Origin of the sequence: Pectobacterium sp. PL64, from assembly GCF_022477975.1 — a bacterium.
Taxonomy (GTDB): domain Bacteria; phylum Pseudomonadota; class Gammaproteobacteria; order Enterobacterales; family Enterobacteriaceae; genus Pectobacterium; species Pectobacterium jejuense.
This window is the reverse complement of record NZ_CP092070.1, coordinates 2,412,614-2,431,848: the sequence shown is the minus strand read 5'-3', so window position 1 is coordinate 2,431,848 and position 19,235 is coordinate 2,412,614. Positions and strand designations below refer to the sequence as shown.

Sequence of the window (19,235 nt, the reverse complement as noted above, 5' to 3'; positions counted from 1 at the left end):
AATGAAGATTCTTTCTGATGTAAGTCAAGAGCTAGAGGAATTAATAGTATCTGTAGTCGAAAAGGGTAATCACCTTCATGATAAAAAATCTTATGGGCAGGCATTAGAAGAATATAATGAAGCTTGGCGATTACTCCCTGAACCAAAGCTAGATTGGGAAATTGCCAGTTGGATTTCTGCGTGTATATATAGTGCATATTTCGACATGGAGGATTTTCATGAGGCTAAAAAATGGGCAGGAATTGCATTGCAAACCAGAGGGTCAGATATAGATACGGCTCCGTTAATTGATCTTGGGATGGTTTGCTATGAGTTAGAAGAATATGATATGGCTTATAAACATTTTCATGATGCGTATAGCTACGGAAAGAAAAGAGCTTTTCAGGAACGACCTAAAAAATACCTTGATTTTTACTTGAATAAAATGTCGAAGAATTGAGTTTTCTGTAAAATTCAAATGGCATAGAATTTATTATTTCGTAAATATCGTGATTATTAAATGAAAAATGGCAGATTTTTTGAATAGTCAAAATTATTTAATAAATCTGTCTTTTTAATACGTAACCAGCTTAGGGGGTAGACATACCGATTGAGCGACTATGATTTGTTAGGGTGGATCATCGCTAAACGCTGTGGCCAGGACCTATGGGGAATACCTGTTGGACGGCGGCCATATAGCTGGGGTATGGCACCACCGCGACGTTGACTGGGGGAACATAAGGGCTGGGAGCAACTGGATCTATAGTGTTAGCATATTAAGTGCATTCTAAATTACGCCGAATACCGTCTAGTTCACCACTACTGAAACTCCGTTAATATGGTGGAAAAAGATGGCAAAGGTTGTCATCATGTGCACTAAATTGTAGGTCGTGAACGCTCTTGTGGCCTGTCGGTATCATCAGGACTGGTAACTTTCTTTTTTCAGCTACATCTTTCGGTAGAGCAGGTGGTTGGTGCTGTTGCATAGCACATAAGCTGTTTTCTTTATCGACAAGAAGAATAGTTTTTCCCTGCAGGTAGTAAACGGTGCCAATACACCCGATAACGCACCAAACCATAAGCGAGAGTGGTAGCTTGTCGCGGAAAAATCTAAACTTCAGCTGTTCATCCATCCAACTGATCTGATGCTGCCAGAAGAATTTATAATGCGCGTACCAGTCACTGAACAGGATCTGCTTGCTCAAGCAGTGCTGATAGTATTCGTTACGAAGATCATCTAGTCGTTTTAGTTGAGCAGTGGTCGGTGGGCTATTAGAGCTCTGTACCTCTCTATACAAGTCACGCAGTTTTTCGAGAGTTTTTGTTAAATACTGGGCAGCCTTTTCATAATCAGGTTTCTTATGGTCATAGTAAGATATATAGATCGCACAGATACCGAATATCAGCATTATGGCAGACGGAATTTTTGCACTCAGCTCGTCAATAACTAATGCAAATATACCAACAGCCATTGAAATGAATCCGATAAAGCCCGGAACTTTATCTACGATATCCAGAGTGGCCCAGTGCTTTTTACAACCGATACCAACGTTGTAGCCGATTTCAGCAGTAGATTTCAGAAATGCTTCTCTATTCATACAGCCCTACTCAATTGGAACGTGAATGCGGTCTTTGGCCACAACGACCCCATTTTGGACGACGTAACATTCCACGATATGGTCGCCAGCAAAATTAGTGTGCTCCGATATTGTAGAGTGGCCGCTATCCTTTACGATTTGGCCGCGCAAACAGTCCCGGCGCTCGGCTTCCTCGCCACGATTTAGAACTTTCCAGTACATCTGGCTGTTACCCGGCACTGTGTTATCGATTGCTTCAAATTTTAGGGACTTTTTAGGACTCAGTTTGAAGTTTCTCCGCAGCATAGAGCGCAACTTGCCCGGCTGAAATCCTGCTTGAGTGACTTCACAATCGATTTTAAGCTTATAGCGAATATCGACCGGGAAGCGATCTTCCACAAACTCTTCAGTCTCGCGGAAGGAACGTGCCGATGCTTTAGCAATCTGTTTCTCTGATGCTGGGAATCGGTTGCCATAGACTTTCTGCCATTTTGCGTTTTCGCCGTCGGTTCCCGAGGCATCAATAGCCTCGAGGCAAAGTTGGTGAGCCTTGCTGGCAGCGGTCTGGAAAGATTCCTTAACCTTGACATGCTGCCCGCTACCTAAGGCTGCATAACGTTCTTTTTTTGGTTCATCTGCCAAGTATTTGAAGAAGTCTCGGCTCAGCCAATCGTAATAAAAATAACTTCTGGAATCGTATTCGGTAGTGGAATTCAAAAAGTTGTGTGCCAGGGTGTCGATCAGCAGACCACCCATCGCCACGCCGTGTTTATTTTTCCAGGCTCTTGCCATTTTGCATAATCTACGCAGATTCCTGTTCTTTTCGGCATTCGCGTCCGCCATGGCCTTAATTTCGGCTCGAGGCTTGGTTATCTTCCAAGTTCCACCTTTACGCGTATCAGGAAATTTGAAGCTTCCATCCTCTTGTTCAAATGCAGGTTGTACCTCTACATGGAAGTTGGTATACAGCACCCTTACCACAGGGCTATCCACATAGATATCTGTTCTGGGATACCTAGCCTTCAAGGTGTCTTTGACAGCGGTGAGCAGCTTTGATTGACCACCGTCTATGTTGTAATCATCCCATTTGCTTGCAGGCATGATATAGATCATGTCCAAGTCTGAAATACCGCGTATGGCTGACCAACGGCCATAGGATCCTACCTGCAGATTATTGGCAATGGAGGAATCTGTGTTCCTGAATCGTTTATTTAGGCAAGACGTAATGTCACCGTATTTTCCGCTTATCTGTTCGCCGTTATCAATTTTTATATTTTCCAGAAACGTCTGGAATTTTTCAGCGATGCTCAATTTTCAAATCCTTATGTATTATGGGTGTTAGCAGATCGGCATGCCCACAACCCAAGTTCTGCATCCATAATAAGGTGGCGGTATATAGGCACCAAAATATAAAAAATCGAGCACTTTACTTGTAAGAGCATGCTGTTTGACTGTTAAGTGTAAACAGCTCATCTCCGCTATTCAAGCGATGAAATTTCAACCTGCGCTGGAAATCACGGAAGGAGTCGGCTCAACAACGCTTTGTTTGGCTACGACAAAGTAGTGTGGGGACTCTGGATAGGACAGCGGCAAGCCAACGGAGATTAGATATGAACTTTAAGAAACGACAAGCAGTTGAGATATTTCGAGATCAGTTATCTGGATCGCGCTATCTGATCTGTCTCGACGTTGAGGCAACTTGTGACGACTACCCAAAAAGCATGAGTGTTGCTGATAGAGCAGGCCATTCATTACTGGTCACTCCCGAGGAAATGGAAATTATTGAGATTGGGATTGTTGCACTGGACTTACGACAGCATTACCAGGTAGTGACCAATTTCTCTCAGTTTGTCCAGCCAATTATTCACCCTGATTTGACACCGTTTTGTAAGGCACTCACTGGGATCAAACAGAATGATGTAGATAGTGCCCAACCATTTTCGAAGGTTAGCCAGATAGTGGATACTTTGCTGCAGCCGTTTTTAATAGAGGGTGTGGTTTGGTGCTCTTGGGGCACTTACGATGCTGACCAAATTAAACGTGACTGCGTAAGGCTCGGTGTTAAATCATCTCTCAATGACCTCAAGCATCTGCCTGTTGATTTGTTCTACAGTAATGTTTTCGATACACCGGCGCCGGATTTGAAGAAAGCCGTGGAGTCATTAGAAATCACTTGGGAAGGTCAGTACCACAGAGCGTTGGATGATTCCCGTCATGTAGCACTGTTGGTGACCAAGCTGCTTGAAACGCTATAGCAGTTAGGCTCAACACCAGTTGATGTAGAATAGATTCCTGCAAGGTTCGAAGCCTAGGCAGAACGCGACTGTCTATGAATGGCAGCAGCAGACATGATGCTATCCCCGAAATTTGATCAAGAGTGAATTGTTTGGCTACCTGAAAGGCACATTTTCTGGTGTGTTAATGCATAAGATGTATTTTATTAATAGAAATTGTATGAATAAGTAGTGATACTATCATAAGAAATATCACTACTAAATCAATACCTCTTTATATAACATATTTTTTCTGAAGAATATGTCATATAAGTATAAATATACATTCGGTTTTTATAAGGATACTATCATTAATAGTCTATGCTCCAATATCATTCAACCATTTTTCAACAGTTCGAATTGGTAAGCCTAGTCGTTCCTGTGAACTTGTTTTTTGATCAATTGCAGCATTTTTTGTTTTAGCTTTTGCCTCATAAGCAGCGGCGACTTCAGCAGCAGCTGCTTCTCCAAATAATACTGATAGCTTTTTACCGAATTCTTCCGGTGTCTGGCTTTCATATTTAACTTCATAACCATAGTGATTGGAAAAAGCCAAAGCTAATTCTGTGCCAGTGACGGCTGGCAATATACCTACACTAATAACACCTGTTAATGAAAAATTAGTCAGCAAGGCTGCTGCAACATCTGCTATATCCAGATGGGAACACCATGAAACAGGAAAGTCATCCCTGAGTGGATAAGGTAGTTTATGTTCCTGTTTTACTGCTTCAGTGACAATCGGCAGCAATAAGTTTTCAAGGTATTGAACGGGGGCAACGATAGCTAAAGAAATGCCAGTATTTTCAATCCCACTTACCAATGCAGGCAAAGCCCTATTATCGCTGCTGCTTTCCAGCTTCCAGCCACTTGTGGAAATAACCACTCGTTTTGGTCGCGCCTTACCAACAGCTTCGGCGATAGTGTGTGCATAATGAAGACGCTGGTCTTCTGACCCTAATGGTAAATGAACGAACACACCATCAGCACCTGTGTACGCCTTAACAAGAGAATCTACGGATGACATATCTACTGCTACAGCTTGCCCGTTTGCGATATCTGCAGGGTTACGTACAGCAGCAACCGCATTTTTCCCTTCTGCAATCAACATATTATATAACGGAGCACCTTGAGCACCTGTTGCGCCATGAATGATAAATTTCATAAATCATACCTTATCAGTAGTGTTTGGAATTTATGATAGTGCTATGATTGCATCAGTTACGTCAAATGCACTAATGGAGATTTTTAAGTGGGAAATCAAAAAAAACCATGCTGTGGTGTTGCTCGTTTTTTAGAATTGCTGGATGGCCCTTGGGCAACACTCATCGTTCGTGAACTCCTTACTGGGCCCAAGAGGTTTACCCAGCTACGTGACGCACTTCCCGGTATCAGTGCCCATACACTAACCAATCGCTTAAAAAAATTTGAAAAGCATTGCCTAGTTACGCGCACTGCTTTTGCTGAAACACCACCAAGAGTAATATACGAGCTTACTGACATGGGAAAAAAATTGAACACTGTTCTGGAAGCCATGAAAGAGTGGGGAGACTCGGTTCCTGATGAAAACTTATCGCAATTTCCCGATATCTCTGGCTCTATAGCGGAGAAAAAATTGACAGACGTATGCCCATTTAAAAAGCAGAAAGTTCTTGATTAGATGATTTAATCACACCATTTACATTTTAAAATTATGCGAAATTTATATTTTCCCGTATAAAATAAATGTATTTGGTTTTTTGAGCTGACAAGTAACATCATTGTTAGGGGGCTATGGACTTGTCTATTCTGGCGAACCTTAGCGATTTATTTCCTGATGTGCTCTAACGCCCATAATCACCTTCGCTTTTCATTCTGGGTCAGCTTTTTTCTCATTGATTTAGTTCGCCTGTGAGCGTTATGTATAAGCATGCCTAGGATGACGTTGGTCTATGTATTATCAATACCATTCATCTTATGTCTACCATAATCATGATAATGGTTTTTCTTTGCTATTTGGCTTCATCTTCGCGATTAATCGAATTTAACTGTGACTTCAGATTACTACTTAGTTAATAGCAATGCCTAGTGTTGATAGTTATTAATTCAATAATGATTATTACAGTCAGCTCCGTCCCCACCAGGATAATGTCAGACTGACGCCGAATGAATCAGAACAATTGTTCTGGAAGAACGCTAAAACCATGGCCAGTTTTATTGACCACTACATTTTCTACCTGGATGTATGCGTTCTGGATGATATTTTAAGAATGCTTGTAGGGAGAGATGTAGGAATGTAAAATTTATCATACTTATAGATATTGAGGTTTTGAAATGTCCCTGTTGACTCGTGACAGGCTTCTGAACGAGGCCAACCTGCTGATGCGTATGCGTGGCTATTCGGCTTTTAGTTACGCCGACTTGTCCAAAAAAATCGGTATTACCAAAGCTAGTATCCATCATCATTTCGCGACCAAGGATATCCTTGGTGAAGCTGTGGTAGCTAGGGCTATTGAAGAAAGTAGCGTGGTGTTTTCGAGTATTGAGAGCAAGTCCGCGTCGGTTCGTGATCGTCTGACAGACTATGTGGAAATTTTTGCTGAAGGCTATCGCACGCACCTGTTACCACTGTGCTGTGCACTCTCGGCCGATCTGGCTAATCTGCCTGACAATATCAAGTTACAGGCGACTTCCTACTTCGATTTCCAGATTAACTGGCTGACTCGGATTATTTCTGTGGGGATCGCCTCCGGTGAAGTATCACAATCACTTGATCCCGATAGAACGGCACTCATCATACTGAATATCTGTGAAGGGGCCAGTGTCGTGGCTCGGGCTACGCACAAAGCGAATATTTTCGAGGACAGCCTAGAGCAAATCCTTTTTATATTAACAGCTAATGGGGCCTATACTGCTTGACCGGAATGAGTATCGTAGTGACCTGTTCAAACGCATTACGGTAGTCTGAAAAACCTGTCACAGCATTAATTTGTTTAAGTACGTTCCCGTCAGGATGCATGATGCGGGTTGGCAGACCCCGGTTTCATAACGAATTGAAAGCTCTGGTGATATATACCAGTACTGATGTATTTGGTGCTAAGAGTCTCATCCAGACCGGCCTAAACTCCTTAAATATGCACGCGCTGGCGCGAGTGGTGCGTATTTAGGGCATGAACACGAGCGACGTCTACGCTTTCTTTCCACTTTCCAGTCAACCTAACGGAAATTATCTTCGTTGTAGTTTTTCTATTCGACTTCAATCACATTCTTACTGAATCATAAAAGGTGGGGCTATCGATTTTCGTTGTTGTATTGATAGGCTACCATCTAGTAGGTATATTTAGTTTGTGTTTCAATGTGGAGTTAGCTCAATGCTCAGTCGTTCGATGGTTTTTCAGGTGATAATTGTCATGACGGCGTTTGCTGCCAACTCAGTATTATGTCGTCTTGCCCTGAAAGGAGGCCATATTGATCCTGTCAGCTTCAGTAATCTTCGTCTCATTAGCGGCGCTCTTGTGCTGCTTCCTTTCTTGCGGCGCAAGGTAGGTCATGTTCATTCTCGTTTGAATGTGATTAACAGTTTTCTGTTGATGATATATGCCGTCTTTTTTTCCGTTGCTTATATTCAGTTGGATACAGGAACCGGTGCTCTCCTGCTTTTTGGGGTGGTGCAGTTAACCATGGTGATTTACGGTCTCCTGCGGGGAGAGAAATTCACTATTGCGAGGGCTGCAGGATTGACACTGGCGCTTGTCGGTATGGCTCTGCTTTTACTCCCTGGAGCAAGCAGCACTCCGCCACTTGGCAGCGCCGTTTTAATGGGTGTATCGGGCCTTGCCTGGGCAGCCTATTCAATCAGGGGCCGTTCAACAGTTTCCCCGGCACAGGCCACTGCCAAAAACTTCATGCTTGCAGTGCCGTTTTCTCTTCTTATTGCCTATTTTTTTGGCGTTTCTATCCGTGCTGACTTTACTGGTGCTGGTCTGGCTATTTTGTCTGGAGCTGCCGCATCTGCCGGGGCCTATGTCCTCTGGTACGCACTGTTGCCACGAATAGAGTCAGTTACTGCCAGTGCAGTTCAACTGAGTGTGCCTTGTATCGCCATGCTCGGAGGTGTTCTATTTCTGGGAGAGGCACTTACTTGGAGAATGAGCATAGCCATGATCGCTGTACTTTCTGGAATAGGGCTGGTCATACGGCCTGCATGTGCAGATAACAAATAATACTGGCTGTTGGTTATTCCATTAGCTGGTTTGTGATCTCTAAAACTTTCTATTCCTGTTAATACAGAGGAAATTTTCAGTCAGTGTACTACTAATTAATCAGAGGTATTTATGAAAGAGCTGCACCCTACTATTGAAATTGATGTCTGGTCCGATCTTGTCTGTCCATGGTGCTGGATCGCTAAAAAACGTTTTGAAAAGGGACTGGCAGCATTTGAGCACAAGGACAAGATTATTGTCCGGCATCACAGTTTTCGGATTGCAAACAACAAGGTACCTCTATCTTATAAAGAAGCACTAAAGCATAAGTTGGGTGGTCTGCAGCAGGCGGAAATTATGATGTCTCAGGTTGCGGCAGCGGGTAAATTGGAAGGCTTGAACTATCTTTTTGACTCTATGCTTTTTGGTGATACAGAAGATGCACTGACGCTAGTTGCCGCCGCACGCCGTGACGGTCTGGGAGATGAAATGATCGAACGATTTTTTCAGGCAAGTGTTGAAGAAGGCCGATCTATTTTTGACCATAAAACGCTTATTGAGCTCGCGACTGAAGTTGGCATGTCTGCAGAGATGGCTAGTGCAGCACTGAGCGATATTACTCTGCGAGCGAGCATTGCTACTGATGAGAAAGCTGCAAATGCCATGGGGGCAAACGGCGTACCATTGTATGTTTTCAACAATAAATACGTTATCAGCGGCGCACAACCAACTGAGCACTTCTTGAGGGCACTACAACAGGTGTGGGAGGAAAATATGGTCGAACTGGATGAAAGTTCATCATGCAGTATGGGTAGCTGTAAAATCTGATAGTAAGTGAACGAAACGGCGAATCTCCGCCGTTTTTCATATTTTACTCTGCCGAGACATGCTTTTATCATCGTGGACAGCCAACACGGAGAGTAAAGGAATCTGAATGAACTGGTATTATGATCATGTTGAGATTGGCTACGACGGAATAGCTTCCATCAATCATGCGGTTATATTTGTAGCAGCAAGCAAATTATTGCCTGAGTATGACAAATAAACTCACTTTTCCCATATAGACTCAGGGGTTGAAGATCCATACCACGACTGAATGGCATCACTGTCCAGGAAGAAGACGATAGAAACTCTACTGATAAGGGGTATGTTATTGGTTGTCCACTAGGTGATTTTTAATTTTTTAGCCTGTATCGGCATAATGATGCGTGATCCGAACCTATAATTCAGCAGAATTTCTATTTTTTAACAAAGCAGTTTGCAATTTAATTTTTATTAAAATGAATAAATTTATATAATTTATCATGTTAAAAGTAATATCTTTTTTCTAAATTTCAGGGGGGTAATTCCTTTACGATAATTAAAATTTACCATTGGCCTGATATTATCGGAGTTTGTCATTCATGTTACTTTCAGCTCTCTGGGAGATTGTTATGATGGATTTTCTACATAACAGGAACAATACATCTGAGAATCTCATCTATGAAAATAACAACCTTGACTAGTGGAATAGCCTTTGCTCTGAGTATCATTGTATCTGGAGCTAACGCTGAATCGGACAAAAACCTGTCAACAAAAAAATCAATGAAACAGTTACAGATGCAAGAGATTCGTAATGCAACCGTTAAATTCACCTATGCAAATATTACGTTCCTTGTTGATCCCATGTTCGCAAAAAAAGGAGCGTATCCTGGGTTCGAAAATACATACCGTAGCCATTTGCGAAACCCACTGGTAGAGTTACCATTGCCTGTGCAGAATGTGATGAAAGGGGTTGATGCAGTAATAGTAACGCATACTCATCTTGACCACTGGGATCCTGCTGCTCAGGAATTATTACCAAAGGATATACCCCTGTTTGTACAAAATAAAACCGATCAAAAAACAATCCGTTCACAGGGGTTTACTGATGTTCGTGTGCTTGATGGGCAAGCTATATTCGGTGATGTAAAACTCAGCAAAACAGGTGGGCAGCATGGCACCGATAAAATGTTTTCTTCACCGTCCCTTGCTGAGTTCCTTGGAGAAGCTATGGGAATTGTTCTCGAGGCTCCGGGATATAAAACCGTCTATCTTGTCGGTGATACTATCTGGCAACCTGAAGTTGATAATGCCATTAAAGAATTTTCGCCTGATATTATTGTCCTGAATGCCGGTTATGCACGCGTAAATGACTATGATGGAGCGATCATCATGGGTAAGGATGATGTTCTTCGGGCAGTGAATGTTGCTCCAAAAGCCAAAATCGTTGCAGTACATATGGATGCGATTAATCATATGGGACAGAACAGAAAAGAACTCAGGGAATTTATAAAGGAAAAGGGCATTGAGTCTCATGTTAGCGTTCCTGAGGATGGTACTGTACTGGCGTTCTAGCAGAGTATATGTGAAGGCTAATGAAATTCATCTGCGAAACTATGTCCTATGAGTAGTTGATATAAAGATGTGGATATTCTGCGGCTGTTGAGCATACTCGTTTGTTCAATAGGCATTTTCAGAGATGGAAATGCCTATTTTTCGTTTAAAGAATATGGAGGCTCATTCCAGACTGATTTGAAATCAAACCAACCCAAGGAGTTCATGTTGTAAGCATCCAGCTTAAACGGACCAGTTAATTTTTTAGAACTTCAGATATGCTGATTATGTATCCCTTGGAGATAGCGTAACATTAATTTTTTCGGGTAAGTATCTTGCGTCTAATAAAACAGACACTCAGAAGAAAGGCAGTAATGAACAGCAGTGTTATGATTTAAAATAAACATGATTTTCACTCACTCTGTTAAAAGAAAAATTACTTCGTGGCGGCTTTAATGATTTTTCTTTACAGGTGGCGAATAACTCCATAGCCAATAATTTTTCTAACTACTCATATGTAACAGCATCTTATGGTTATGGGGGCTATTACGGTGGTTATACAAGTGGTATTTCTTACAGACTGATATCACAGAGTGAGATATATCTCACCGATAACATCATTATGGAAAGTACAGCGCTGCTATCGGCCAGCAAAGATATTTTCAGCTCAGATGCGGGAGCATATTCTGATTTTGAAAATATAAGGACAATGATCCGCCCGTCTTATATCTGGGATACTTTCAACCAGACTGGGCTTGAACTGGGTTGGTTCAAGCAGAAAAATACGGACTTCAACGAAAATAGTTATACTGAATCGGGCACACAAACCACGCTCTTTCATGCCTTCAAAGTGGGGACTAGTATGCTGAACTCTAGACCAGAGATGCGCTTTTACGGTACCTGGCTATATGTTTTTGATAAAGATATTGAACGCTTTGCTTTCCCCAGCAGAAAAAAAATCAGTTCACTGTAGGTGTTCAGACCGAGGTGCTATTCTAATTATATTGCTATGAATCAGTTTTAAGGCGCGATTAGTATAAAATCGCCCCTTATTTTAGAAAAAATACCGTATCGTAAAATTTCAGATGGTGCAGTATCACTTACATGTTACCTGAAGATATTACTGCGTCACCGGATACTGCAATGTGTACCCCAGCATCTTTCAGTAGATTCCCAATCATGCATGATTTGTCTGCATCCTCCACCAGTACCTGTGCACTTTTTAATTGCGCCTGTGTGGTTTCTTCATTGAGTGCAATTTCCACATTATGCACGATTTTCATGTTAGTTTTTTGTGTGCCAGTTAATTCTGAACGAAGTGTGATACCGGATGCTGGAATGTTGTGGCCCTGTAACATGGCTGCAAGAGTCATTAAATAACATGATGCAGCGGATGCCACCAGCAGATCCTTAGGATTGGCTCCCTTTCCGGTGCCGCCAAAGTGCTGTGGAATAGCTACGGGAAGTTTCATTTCCTCAGATTCGATAATACCTGAACCTTGAGTTAAACCCGTCCAGTCGAGTGTCAACGTTGTCATAATTCCCTCTTTCATACAGTGATAGTTTTCACTACCTAGCTTCTGCTTGAAATGCTAAGGTGACAAGTGTCATTATCGACATAATTACAGGTAATAACGACAATGGGTGATGTGTTCACTGAAGAGATTGGGGTGTTGCTTTATCCTGGAGTTCAGCAGGCGGCAGTACTTGGTCTGACGGATCTGTTTTGTGTTGCAAACCAGTTTTCGTCTACCTGCAAGAAGAATAGTGGGAAAATTTTGCGGGTATCGCACTGGCAACAGAAAGAAATCTCCTCTGAGCCGGTGCGTGTTTTTGATACTGGTTCCGAGGAAGCTACCTCGGTGATTTCTGCAATGGTCATTCCACCGACACTTACTGATCCCGTAAATGTTGATGTAGTTGACGAAATGACAAATTGGCTTCGTAGCCAACATGCCCAGGGAGTGGTTCTGGGGTCTGTGTGTGCAGGCGCATTTTTACTGGCCGCAACGGGCCTTATGGCCGGCCGCCGAATGACCACGCACTGGGTATATGCAGATCTCTTAAAACAACGTTTCCCATCAGTGCTTGTCGATGCAGATCAACTGATCATTGACGATGGGGATATCATCACTGCGGGTGGGCTGATGTCGTGGACAGACATGGGACTTAGGCTCGTTGACCGTCTTCTGGGACCAACGATTATGGTCGAAACTGCACGGATGCTGTTAGTTGATCCTCCGGGCCGCGAGCAACGGTATTACAGTGTTTTTTCTCCAATACTGACTCACGGTGATTCTGCTGTTCTCAAAGTGCAGCATTGGTTGCAGGCGACTCAGGCTAAAGATATCAGACTCTCTATACTCGCTGCACATGCTGGTCTTGAAGAGAGAACATTTCTGCGTCGCTTCCAGAAAGCGACTGGGATGACGAGTACGGAATATTGTCAGCGCCTTCGGGTCGGTAGGGCTAGGGAATTGTTGCAGTTTGAGACTGCATCTATTGAGCGCGTTTCATGGGACGTCGGTTATCTCGACCCTGGGGCTTTCCGTAAGGTATTTACTCGGATTGTGGGGCTTTCACCCGGCGAATATCGGCGTCGTTTCAGCGCAGGTTCTAGAGAAACCTTTTGAATACAAAGGAAAGAAAGGCATCAACACATCAGACGGAAGTTTGCCCGTGCTTATCTTATTGATGGATGACAGTCCTATTAGTCAGTGTTTACGAGTGTTCCGTTCTTGTTTTAGCATTATCTATACATGTCGCTTGATGAGATAAACCTTTTAAGAAAAGAAACGGTCCAGCATTTGACATAAACATATAAATATGTATTTATATGTTTATGTCAAATGCTGGAGGTTTTTATGTCACATTCTCATTCCAATGAGCACCACGACCATTCGCATGTACCCACTGTCAGTAGTGCAAATGAGCGAAAGGTACTATTGTCTTTCTTCTTTACTTTTTCTTTCATGATTTTTGAGGTTATTGGTGGTGTTATGTCCGGCTCACTAGCATTGATTGCTGATGCGGGACATATGCTGACCGATGCCGCAGCGCTTGCGCTGTCTTATACCGCATTCCGTTTTGGACGGCGTATGGCTGATCCAAAGCGAACATATGGGTTCCTGCGAATTGAAGTTATTGCCGGATTCTTTAATGCCATAATTATGTTTTTTATTGTCGCTTGGATTTGTTATGAAGCTTTGAGGCGTTTTCAGGATCCTCAGGAAATTCTTGCTGGCCCCATGCTATGGGTCGCCATTGCAGGGCTGATCGTGAATGTGCTTGTGTTCTGGATCCTGACTCGTGGCGACAGTGAACACGTTAATATTAAAGGGGCATCGCTCCATGTTATGGGGGATCTGCTGGGTTCGGTAGGGGCGGTGCTGGCGGCAATTATTATCCATTTCACGGGGTGGACGCCAATAGACCCCATTCTGTCTGTGCTTGTATCATTATTGGTTTTACGTAGTGCGTGGAGACTGTTGACGAAATCATTGCATATTCTTCTTGAGGGGACCCCAGAAGATGTGACTCCAGCAGCGATAGATAAATTTATCTCTGATTCTGTTGCGGGGATCTCCTCCGTTAGCCATATTCATGTCTGGGTGATCACCTCTGGTCGCAGGGCGGCAACCCTGCATATCCGACCACAACAGAATGCGAGCATTCCAGAAGTGACGCAACTGGTTGAAGATGCACTCAAATCTCGATTCAATATTGAGCATGTCACGGTTGCTGTTGACTGGACTGATGAGGTCTCATCGTGCAGTCTTAGCCAGATACCTGCTTCTGTCAGTGGTCACCACGAACATCACCACCATGGGCAACACCAGCACTGAAGAAAACAAGAGGCAGTTTTGAACCGTCATAAATCTATGTTATTACATGATATTACCATCCTGGCAGAGACGTTCCGTCTGCTAGGTGATACCACTCGACTAAGGATTCTTTTCTTTTGTCTGTCAGGTCCCAGAGCGGTAGGGGACATTGCCGAGGGGCTTGATATTTCTCAGGCACTAGTCAGCCATCATCTGCGATTGCTCAGAGGGGCAAGACTGGTCAGAGGTGAACGAAAGGCAAAACAGATTTTTTACGAAAATTGATGATGATCATGTCAGGGGTATTCTGGTTAATATGGAAAGCCACATCGATGAGTGCCCTTCTGGTGAAGAATAAGCGAATTTATGCCCGCCGTTGTGGTACTTACGATCTCTCCGCGGATTTCTCATTAAGCGATGAGTGGTCATATGCCCTTCTAAGGGGTTAGTCGTTATTTAAGTGTTGTTGATCAGCAGATTTGTATTACACAGAAACTGGTGTGTAACTAACAGTCATTAATAAGCAACCTGCAGTATTACCGTTTCAACAAAAGCCTTGAGAAAATTCGTTTTGTCGTTTTTGGCGCTTTTAATGTCGACAGTGCCACTGTTTTGGTTGTTACCCTATTGCCATAATAGTGTTCATTAAAAGCGCAAACAGGAAAACATCATGAAACAACGTGGTTTAATCGTTATTGATCTTCAGAATGAGTATCTACCGGACGGCAAACTGCCTCTTTCAGGGATTGAGGCCGCCGCAGAAAATGCAGCAAGAGTGATTGCCGATGCACGACAGAAGGGGATGCCTGTTTTCCATATTCGTCATGAATTTGCTAATGGAGAGGTTCCTGTGTTTGTGTCGGGCACTGAAGGGGTAGAGATTCAGCCTGCTGTGGCTCCGGTGGCTGGAGAGCCAGTCATTGTCAAAAATTACATTAATGCATTTCGTGAAACAGATCTCAAACAGCAACTCGATACGCATGGGGTTGAGGAAGTGGTCATTGTTGGTGCGATGAGCCATATGTGTGTAGATGCGTGTGTGCGGGCATCTGCTGATATGGGCTACCCAGTTACGGTATTGCATGACGCTTGTGCCACGCTTGACCTCACCTTCGGCGGCGTAACGGTTCCCGCTGCTCATGTGCATGCGGCGATGATGGCTGCATTTGAGTTTGGATATGGTTCCGTGAAGTCAACAGAAGCATACCTTTCCGTCTGACAAGCGTTATATCCTTCCATACCATCCAGCCTGCTGGTGTTCGCTCTATCACAGGAGCGTCGCCAGTTGTTTCCCGGCGTTGTCAGAATAGGCAATGCCGTTTTAGTTATGCTTATTTCTGGTTTTCTTCACGACATGTGTCAAACCGGTAACCGTATTTACCGATTTTAGGTGAGTGCAGCCCTTTCCGGTGAATTCTCATAATGAGATCGTAGTCCTATCCGTGATGAAATTTATCTACATTTTATCGATAAATGACCCGATTTCATCGAAAACTGACCTTTTGCCTTACGGCGAGATTTTCTGATTCCACCATAATAACAGCAACGGGCTATGACACTCTGGCTACCGCTCCTATACTATAGCTTCAAAATTAACCAATGAAATGGGCACCATTACTGCGATATTGATGTGGCCCTTAGTTAATTTTGAGGAATTGTTACTCTTGAATCATTCTATTTTTGGATCAAAACATGGCTCTGCACCGATTCCTCTTTCACTGCTGGATTTCGCAATGGCAGGGAAGTCGCTGATGCTTGTGAAGCCAAAGCCAAAGCCAAAGCCAAAACTCGTGATTTAGCCATCGACACGCACACAAGCGTTCAGACCCTTCTTGGTCTTTCACCAAGAATTGTTGAAAAATGGCTTCATGAAATCAAAATTTGATAGCCTGCAGTAATACTTTAAAAAGGCATTGCGATTAATTTTTTAAGGTTGTAAAGTCTACCTACTAGTAGATAGACTTATGGTTTCTGAAAAAATTGACAAAACAGGACTTAGTAAAAGAATCGATGATCTGGATGAGGAAGAAGGATACTCCTCCTTTAGTTATGCTGATTTTGCAACAAAAATCGGAATAAGTAAGGCCAGCATACATCATCACTTTCCCTCTAAAGAAATGCTGGGGGAAGAGGTTATGGGGCAATCGCCTACAGATGTTGGCTCTTGGTCTTGAGTCCATTTTCAGGGAACAATGTAGTCTCACACAAAGGCTTAAGGCATATATGGAAATTTTTTTGGGAAGGGCAGAGTTTCGATGAGCTTTCTTTATGTTGTGCACTTTCTTCTGAACTTGAAATCTGCCAGAAAATATTGTGGAACTAACCGCAGATTATTTTAATATTCAACTCAATTGGTTGAATAAAATTTTACTTGCAGCAAAGCGAACTGGCGAGCTTGCACCAACTATTTTACCACTTAAAGCTGCTTGGCTAATAATTGGTAAATTTGAAGGCACAAGTATTGTATCGCGAGTACTAAGAAGTACCTCTATATATCAGGATAATCTCAAGAAGATATGATCATATTCTCTTGAAACTAATAAATCCACTGACGACACTTAGGAGTTAAATATGGCTGTAACTGATTGGAAAGATATGCGAGCTGGGTTGCTTGAGCGAGTTGGAGACCTTGGGAAACTCTCACCAGATACACTAAAAGGAGTAATGACGTTGGCTGGCGCTGGTGCAAAAACAGGGCACCTTGATGAGAAAACGCGAGAACTTATTGCGATCGCTTGTGCGGTGACCACCCGCTGCGAAGGATGTATCGCTGTTCATTCAGAAAGTGCGGTTAAAGCAGGCGCGTCTGAAGGAGAAATAGCTGAGGCTTTAGGCGTGGCGATTAATATGAATGCTGGTGCTGCTTTAACTTATTCGACTAAAGTTCTGGATGCAGTCAAGCAAATAAAAAATAGTTGATATGCTTTAGGATTATTTTAGTAAATTTTTTATTCCAAGGCAGCGACGGAAATATCTTGTCTGTCTCTGCTTTTTAGTAGATGTTAAGTTGTAGTGAATATAAATCAGTTGCAAAGTCATTGCATTTATCTTTAGGTGCTAAATTCCTTATTTTCATATCACCACTTTCAAGTGCGCGAACCTTTTCGACGCAGAAGAAAGACTGAAAACGCTACTTTACGCCGGCACCGAACAAAGGGAATAGTTCGCGATCAAATCACGAGCCTGATGCTGGTGATATAAGCGAGAGATACGGGTTATTTGGCAGCGCTTCGTCAAAAATCAACTCTGGATCGGATAACAGGTAGCCGTTCAGTCGGTGTGATTTGCGTGGTCCACTGATTGTGCAGACCCAGATGTTCAGGCCGTTGGTTTGTTTACGATGGATTTGCAGATGTTCAAAGCGTTTCTGTATCCACTGCCAGTCCTGAATTTTCTCCTGTTTGGCAAACGCACCGACTTGCAGGTGTTCTTGCGCATAGCGCTGGAAAACGCCAGGGCTGACCAAAAAAGCCGTATTGTCCACGCTATGTATCAGAGCCTTTGCATCATTGATGATGATCTTACGGGATTGAACCCCTTTTCGCAGCCAGGTCATGAAATGATCGGCGGAAGGTTGTTTGGTAGGCTCAGGATTGAATTGTGTATTCGAGGGCTGTGTCAAGGCTGGCTCATCAGCATCTGATGCGTTGCTGTCTGGAGGTGCGATGCGAGGTGCTTCTGCTGGGATCAGCATGGCAAGTACGTCTTCCATGGCATCGTGTTGTGCTGTGCCTGCCTGCGATGCTGCAATGCCTGGTGTGGTGGACGAGGCAGATACTGCCGGTTCAGTGGTGTCAGGTATTGAGTCGTTACTATCGGCGGGGCTGATGTCTACAGTCACCTTTCCTGTGAAGGGAGCCGGGCGCACGGATGCTTCCCAAATCAGCGCTGGAGAGAGCTTCAGCAGCGTGAAACTGTGTGACCAACCGGATGCGCTGCTGATGGTGGCTTTCCAGATTGCCTTGCCATCTAGGGTAGGCTGCAGTACGCCATGCTCCTGCAACACGTTGAACACAGCCGTGTTATTGGATGGAATGCCTTCGATTCCCTGTGCCAGCAGATGGGCTCGCAGTTTGTCAGAGACGGTCTTGCTGACCAGCCAAAGCGTATCCTCTGTCAGCCAGCCATCCGAAGCCTGGGGCTGGTTGATTTTCAATTCTTCCTTGAGCAGGTAACGCAACCCGTCAAGTAGCTTGCGCTGTAGCGCCTGCTTGGGGGCCGCCAGGATGACGCGGTTGGGATTTCCGCCCAGTTCCTGAGCCACTGAAGCGCGATCGGCCTGGATGACGAGTTCGCCCAGCATGCCGGCGTGTTCGTATTGGCCAGCGAGCACATACAGCAGCGAAGTCCAGAGGACAGGGTAGCTGCTAAGCCAGTCGAGGATGTGGCCATCGAGTATTTGCCGGTAGAGCAAGCCAGTGGCGGCTCCGTGCAGGCGGTATTCACGGTCATCCCGGTAGCGAAAGCGGTAGGGCTGTTTCAGCGGTCCATGCCAGGGGTGCCAGAGGCTGCCATCCTCGTGCTCAATGTGCAGATCAACGGCGATCTTGCCGATGTCGTGGAGCAGGGCTGCATAAGCGATGGCTGCTGTCCAGGCTTCTGATTGCGTGGCTTGATCTTCCGGAGGTGTGCCTGCCGGCAGCAGGTGGGATTGTCGCAGTTTCAATGCAAAGGCGACGATCTCAAGTCCGTGATCGAGCATGCCGCCATGGTAAGCATGATGATGCGTTTCCGAGGCGGGAAACAACTGTACCAACTCTGTGTAGCGCTCCAGAGGTCTGCGGTAAAGTGTGATGAATTGCTTGCGAGAGAGTGAGGTGCGTTGCCAGATATGTTCCAGCAGCTTTTGCCGACGAGGCGTGTCCAGCAAGGACGCAGCGGGTTCTGGCTGGAATAGCCCTTTTTCTGGCATGACAAGATCTGGCTGGGCTGGCGTGGGCTTTTTTCGCTGGAACAGAGTAAACATTGTGGTGCCTCAGGTGCGGGGTCACGGGCCTTTTCCTTTTCTGGGTAGAGCCTTTCCCCTTAACCCATTCCATTACCTGTTTT

The 19,235-nt window shown here is 44.1% G+C and carries 19 protein-coding genes and 1 pseudogene; 15 read left to right on the top strand and 5 right to left on the bottom strand.

The features are described 5' to 3' along the window. The first annotated feature begins 1 nt into the window (after position 1). Positions 2-439 carry a hypothetical protein gene (locus HP572_RS10785; protein WP_005967067.1) on the top strand — a complete coding sequence of 146 codons (438 nt, stop codon included), beginning with the start codon at positions 2-4 and terminating at the stop codon, positions 437-439. Between the two features lie 373 nt (positions 440-812). Here the strand turns inward: HP572_RS10785 and HP572_RS10780 are convergent, their stop codons facing one another. After that, a complete protein-coding gene (locus tag HP572_RS10780) occupies positions 813-1,577 on the bottom strand; it encodes an SLATT domain-containing protein (RefSeq protein ID WP_005967065.1) in 765 nt (254 codons plus the stop codon). Between the two features lie 6 nt (positions 1,578-1,583). Further along, positions 1,584-2,867: a nucleotidyltransferase gene (locus tag HP572_RS10775; protein WP_005967064.1), complete on the bottom strand. Its 1,284-nt coding sequence runs from the start codon at positions 2,865-2,867 to the stop codon at positions 1,584-1,586. Between the two features lie 299 nt (positions 2,868-3,166). On the opposite strand from HP572_RS10775, the gene HP572_RS10770 reads away from it, so the two are divergent. Further along, positions 3,167-3,811, top strand: a complete 645-nt coding sequence (locus HP572_RS10770) for a 3'-5' exonuclease (RefSeq protein ID WP_005967063.1) — start codon at positions 3,167-3,169, stop codon at positions 3,809-3,811. Between the two features lie 337 nt (positions 3,812-4,148). Here the strand turns inward: HP572_RS10770 and HP572_RS10765 are convergent, their stop codons facing one another. Beyond that, positions 4,149-4,991, bottom strand: coding sequence for an SDR family oxidoreductase (locus HP572_RS10765; RefSeq protein ID WP_039503410.1), 843 nt, complete (start codon positions 4,989-4,991; stop codon positions 4,149-4,151). A gap of 87 nt (positions 4,992-5,078) precedes the next feature. Between HP572_RS10765 and HP572_RS10760 the strand changes: the two genes are divergently transcribed. From HP572_RS10760 to HP572_RS10735, 6 genes are all read left to right on the top strand, one after another. Continuing rightward, positions 5,079-5,486 (top strand): helix-turn-helix domain-containing protein, encoded by a 408-nt coding sequence (locus HP572_RS10760; protein ID WP_039503408.1) that lies wholly within the window; start codon positions 5,079-5,081, stop codon positions 5,484-5,486. A gap of 653 nt (positions 5,487-6,139) precedes the next feature. Then, positions 6,140-6,724: a TetR/AcrR family transcriptional regulator gene (locus tag HP572_RS10755; protein ID WP_039503406.1), complete on the top strand. Its 585-nt coding sequence runs from the start codon at positions 6,140-6,142 to the stop codon at positions 6,722-6,724. A 452-nt stretch (positions 6,725-7,176) separates the two neighbouring features. Continuing rightward, positions 7,177-8,028, top strand: a complete 852-nt coding sequence (locus tag HP572_RS10750) for a DMT family transporter (protein WP_240585613.1) — start codon at positions 7,177-7,179, stop codon at positions 8,026-8,028. Positions 8,029-8,139: 111 nt separating this feature from the next. Then, entirely contained in the window at positions 8,140-8,835 is a 696-nt protein-coding gene (locus tag HP572_RS10745) for a DsbA family oxidoreductase (RefSeq protein ID WP_240585612.1), read from the top strand. 654 nt (positions 8,836-9,489) lie between these two features. After that, positions 9,490-10,383, top strand: a complete 894-nt coding sequence (locus HP572_RS10740; RefSeq protein WP_240585611.1) for an MBL fold metallo-hydrolase — start codon at positions 9,490-9,492, stop codon at positions 10,381-10,383. Positions 10,384-10,834: 451 nt separating this feature from the next. Then, entirely contained in the window at positions 10,835-11,335 is a 501-nt protein-coding gene (locus HP572_RS10735) for a carbohydrate porin (protein WP_240585610.1), read from the top strand. Positions 11,336-11,462: 127 nt separating this feature from the next. Here HP572_RS10735 and HP572_RS10730 read toward each other — a convergent pair whose 3' ends face one another. Further along, positions 11,463-11,900, bottom strand: a complete 438-nt coding sequence (locus HP572_RS10730) for an OsmC family protein (RefSeq protein WP_240585609.1) — start codon at positions 11,898-11,900, stop codon at positions 11,463-11,465. 102 nt (positions 11,901-12,002) lie between these two features. Here HP572_RS10730 and HP572_RS10725 point away from each other — a divergent pair, with 102 nt between their 5' ends. From HP572_RS10725 to HP572_RS10695, 7 genes and pseudogenes are all read left to right on the top strand, one after another. Next, on the top strand, positions 12,003-12,995 hold the full coding sequence (locus HP572_RS10725) for a GlxA family transcriptional regulator (protein WP_240585608.1): 993 nt from the start codon (positions 12,003-12,005) through the stop codon (positions 12,993-12,995). Between the two features lie 231 nt (positions 12,996-13,226). Continuing rightward, positions 13,227-14,207 (top strand): cation diffusion facilitator family transporter, encoded by a 981-nt coding sequence (locus HP572_RS10720; RefSeq protein ID WP_240585607.1) that lies wholly within the window; start codon positions 13,227-13,229, stop codon positions 14,205-14,207. A gap of 36 nt (positions 14,208-14,243) precedes the next feature. After that, a pseudogene (locus tag HP572_RS10715) lies at positions 14,244-14,544 on the top strand (ArsR/SmtB family transcription factor). Between the two features lie 312 nt (positions 14,545-14,856). After that, positions 14,857-15,405, top strand: coding sequence for a cysteine hydrolase family protein (locus HP572_RS10710; protein WP_240585606.1), 549 nt, complete (start codon positions 14,857-14,859; stop codon positions 15,403-15,405). A 745-nt stretch (positions 15,406-16,150) separates the two neighbouring features. Beyond that, entirely contained in the window at positions 16,151-16,360 is a 210-nt protein-coding gene (locus HP572_RS10705) for a TetR/AcrR family transcriptional regulator (protein WP_240585605.1), read from the top strand. Positions 16,361-16,499: 139 nt separating this feature from the next. Next, entirely contained in the window at positions 16,500-16,706 is a 207-nt protein-coding gene (locus tag HP572_RS10700; protein ID WP_240585604.1) for a hypothetical protein, read from the top strand. Between the two features lie 51 nt (positions 16,707-16,757). Beyond that, positions 16,758-17,105 (top strand): carboxymuconolactone decarboxylase family protein, encoded by a 348-nt coding sequence (locus HP572_RS10695; protein WP_005967016.1) that lies wholly within the window; start codon positions 16,758-16,760, stop codon positions 17,103-17,105. A gap of 256 nt (positions 17,106-17,361) precedes the next feature. Here the strand turns inward: HP572_RS10695 and mobH are convergent, their stop codons facing one another. After that, positions 17,362-19,152 carry a MobH family relaxase gene (gene mobH / locus HP572_RS10690; RefSeq protein WP_240585603.1) on the bottom strand — a complete coding sequence of 597 codons (1,791 nt, stop codon included), beginning with the start codon at positions 19,150-19,152 and terminating at the stop codon, positions 17,362-17,364. Between the last annotated feature and the right edge of the window lie 83 nt (positions 19,153-19,235).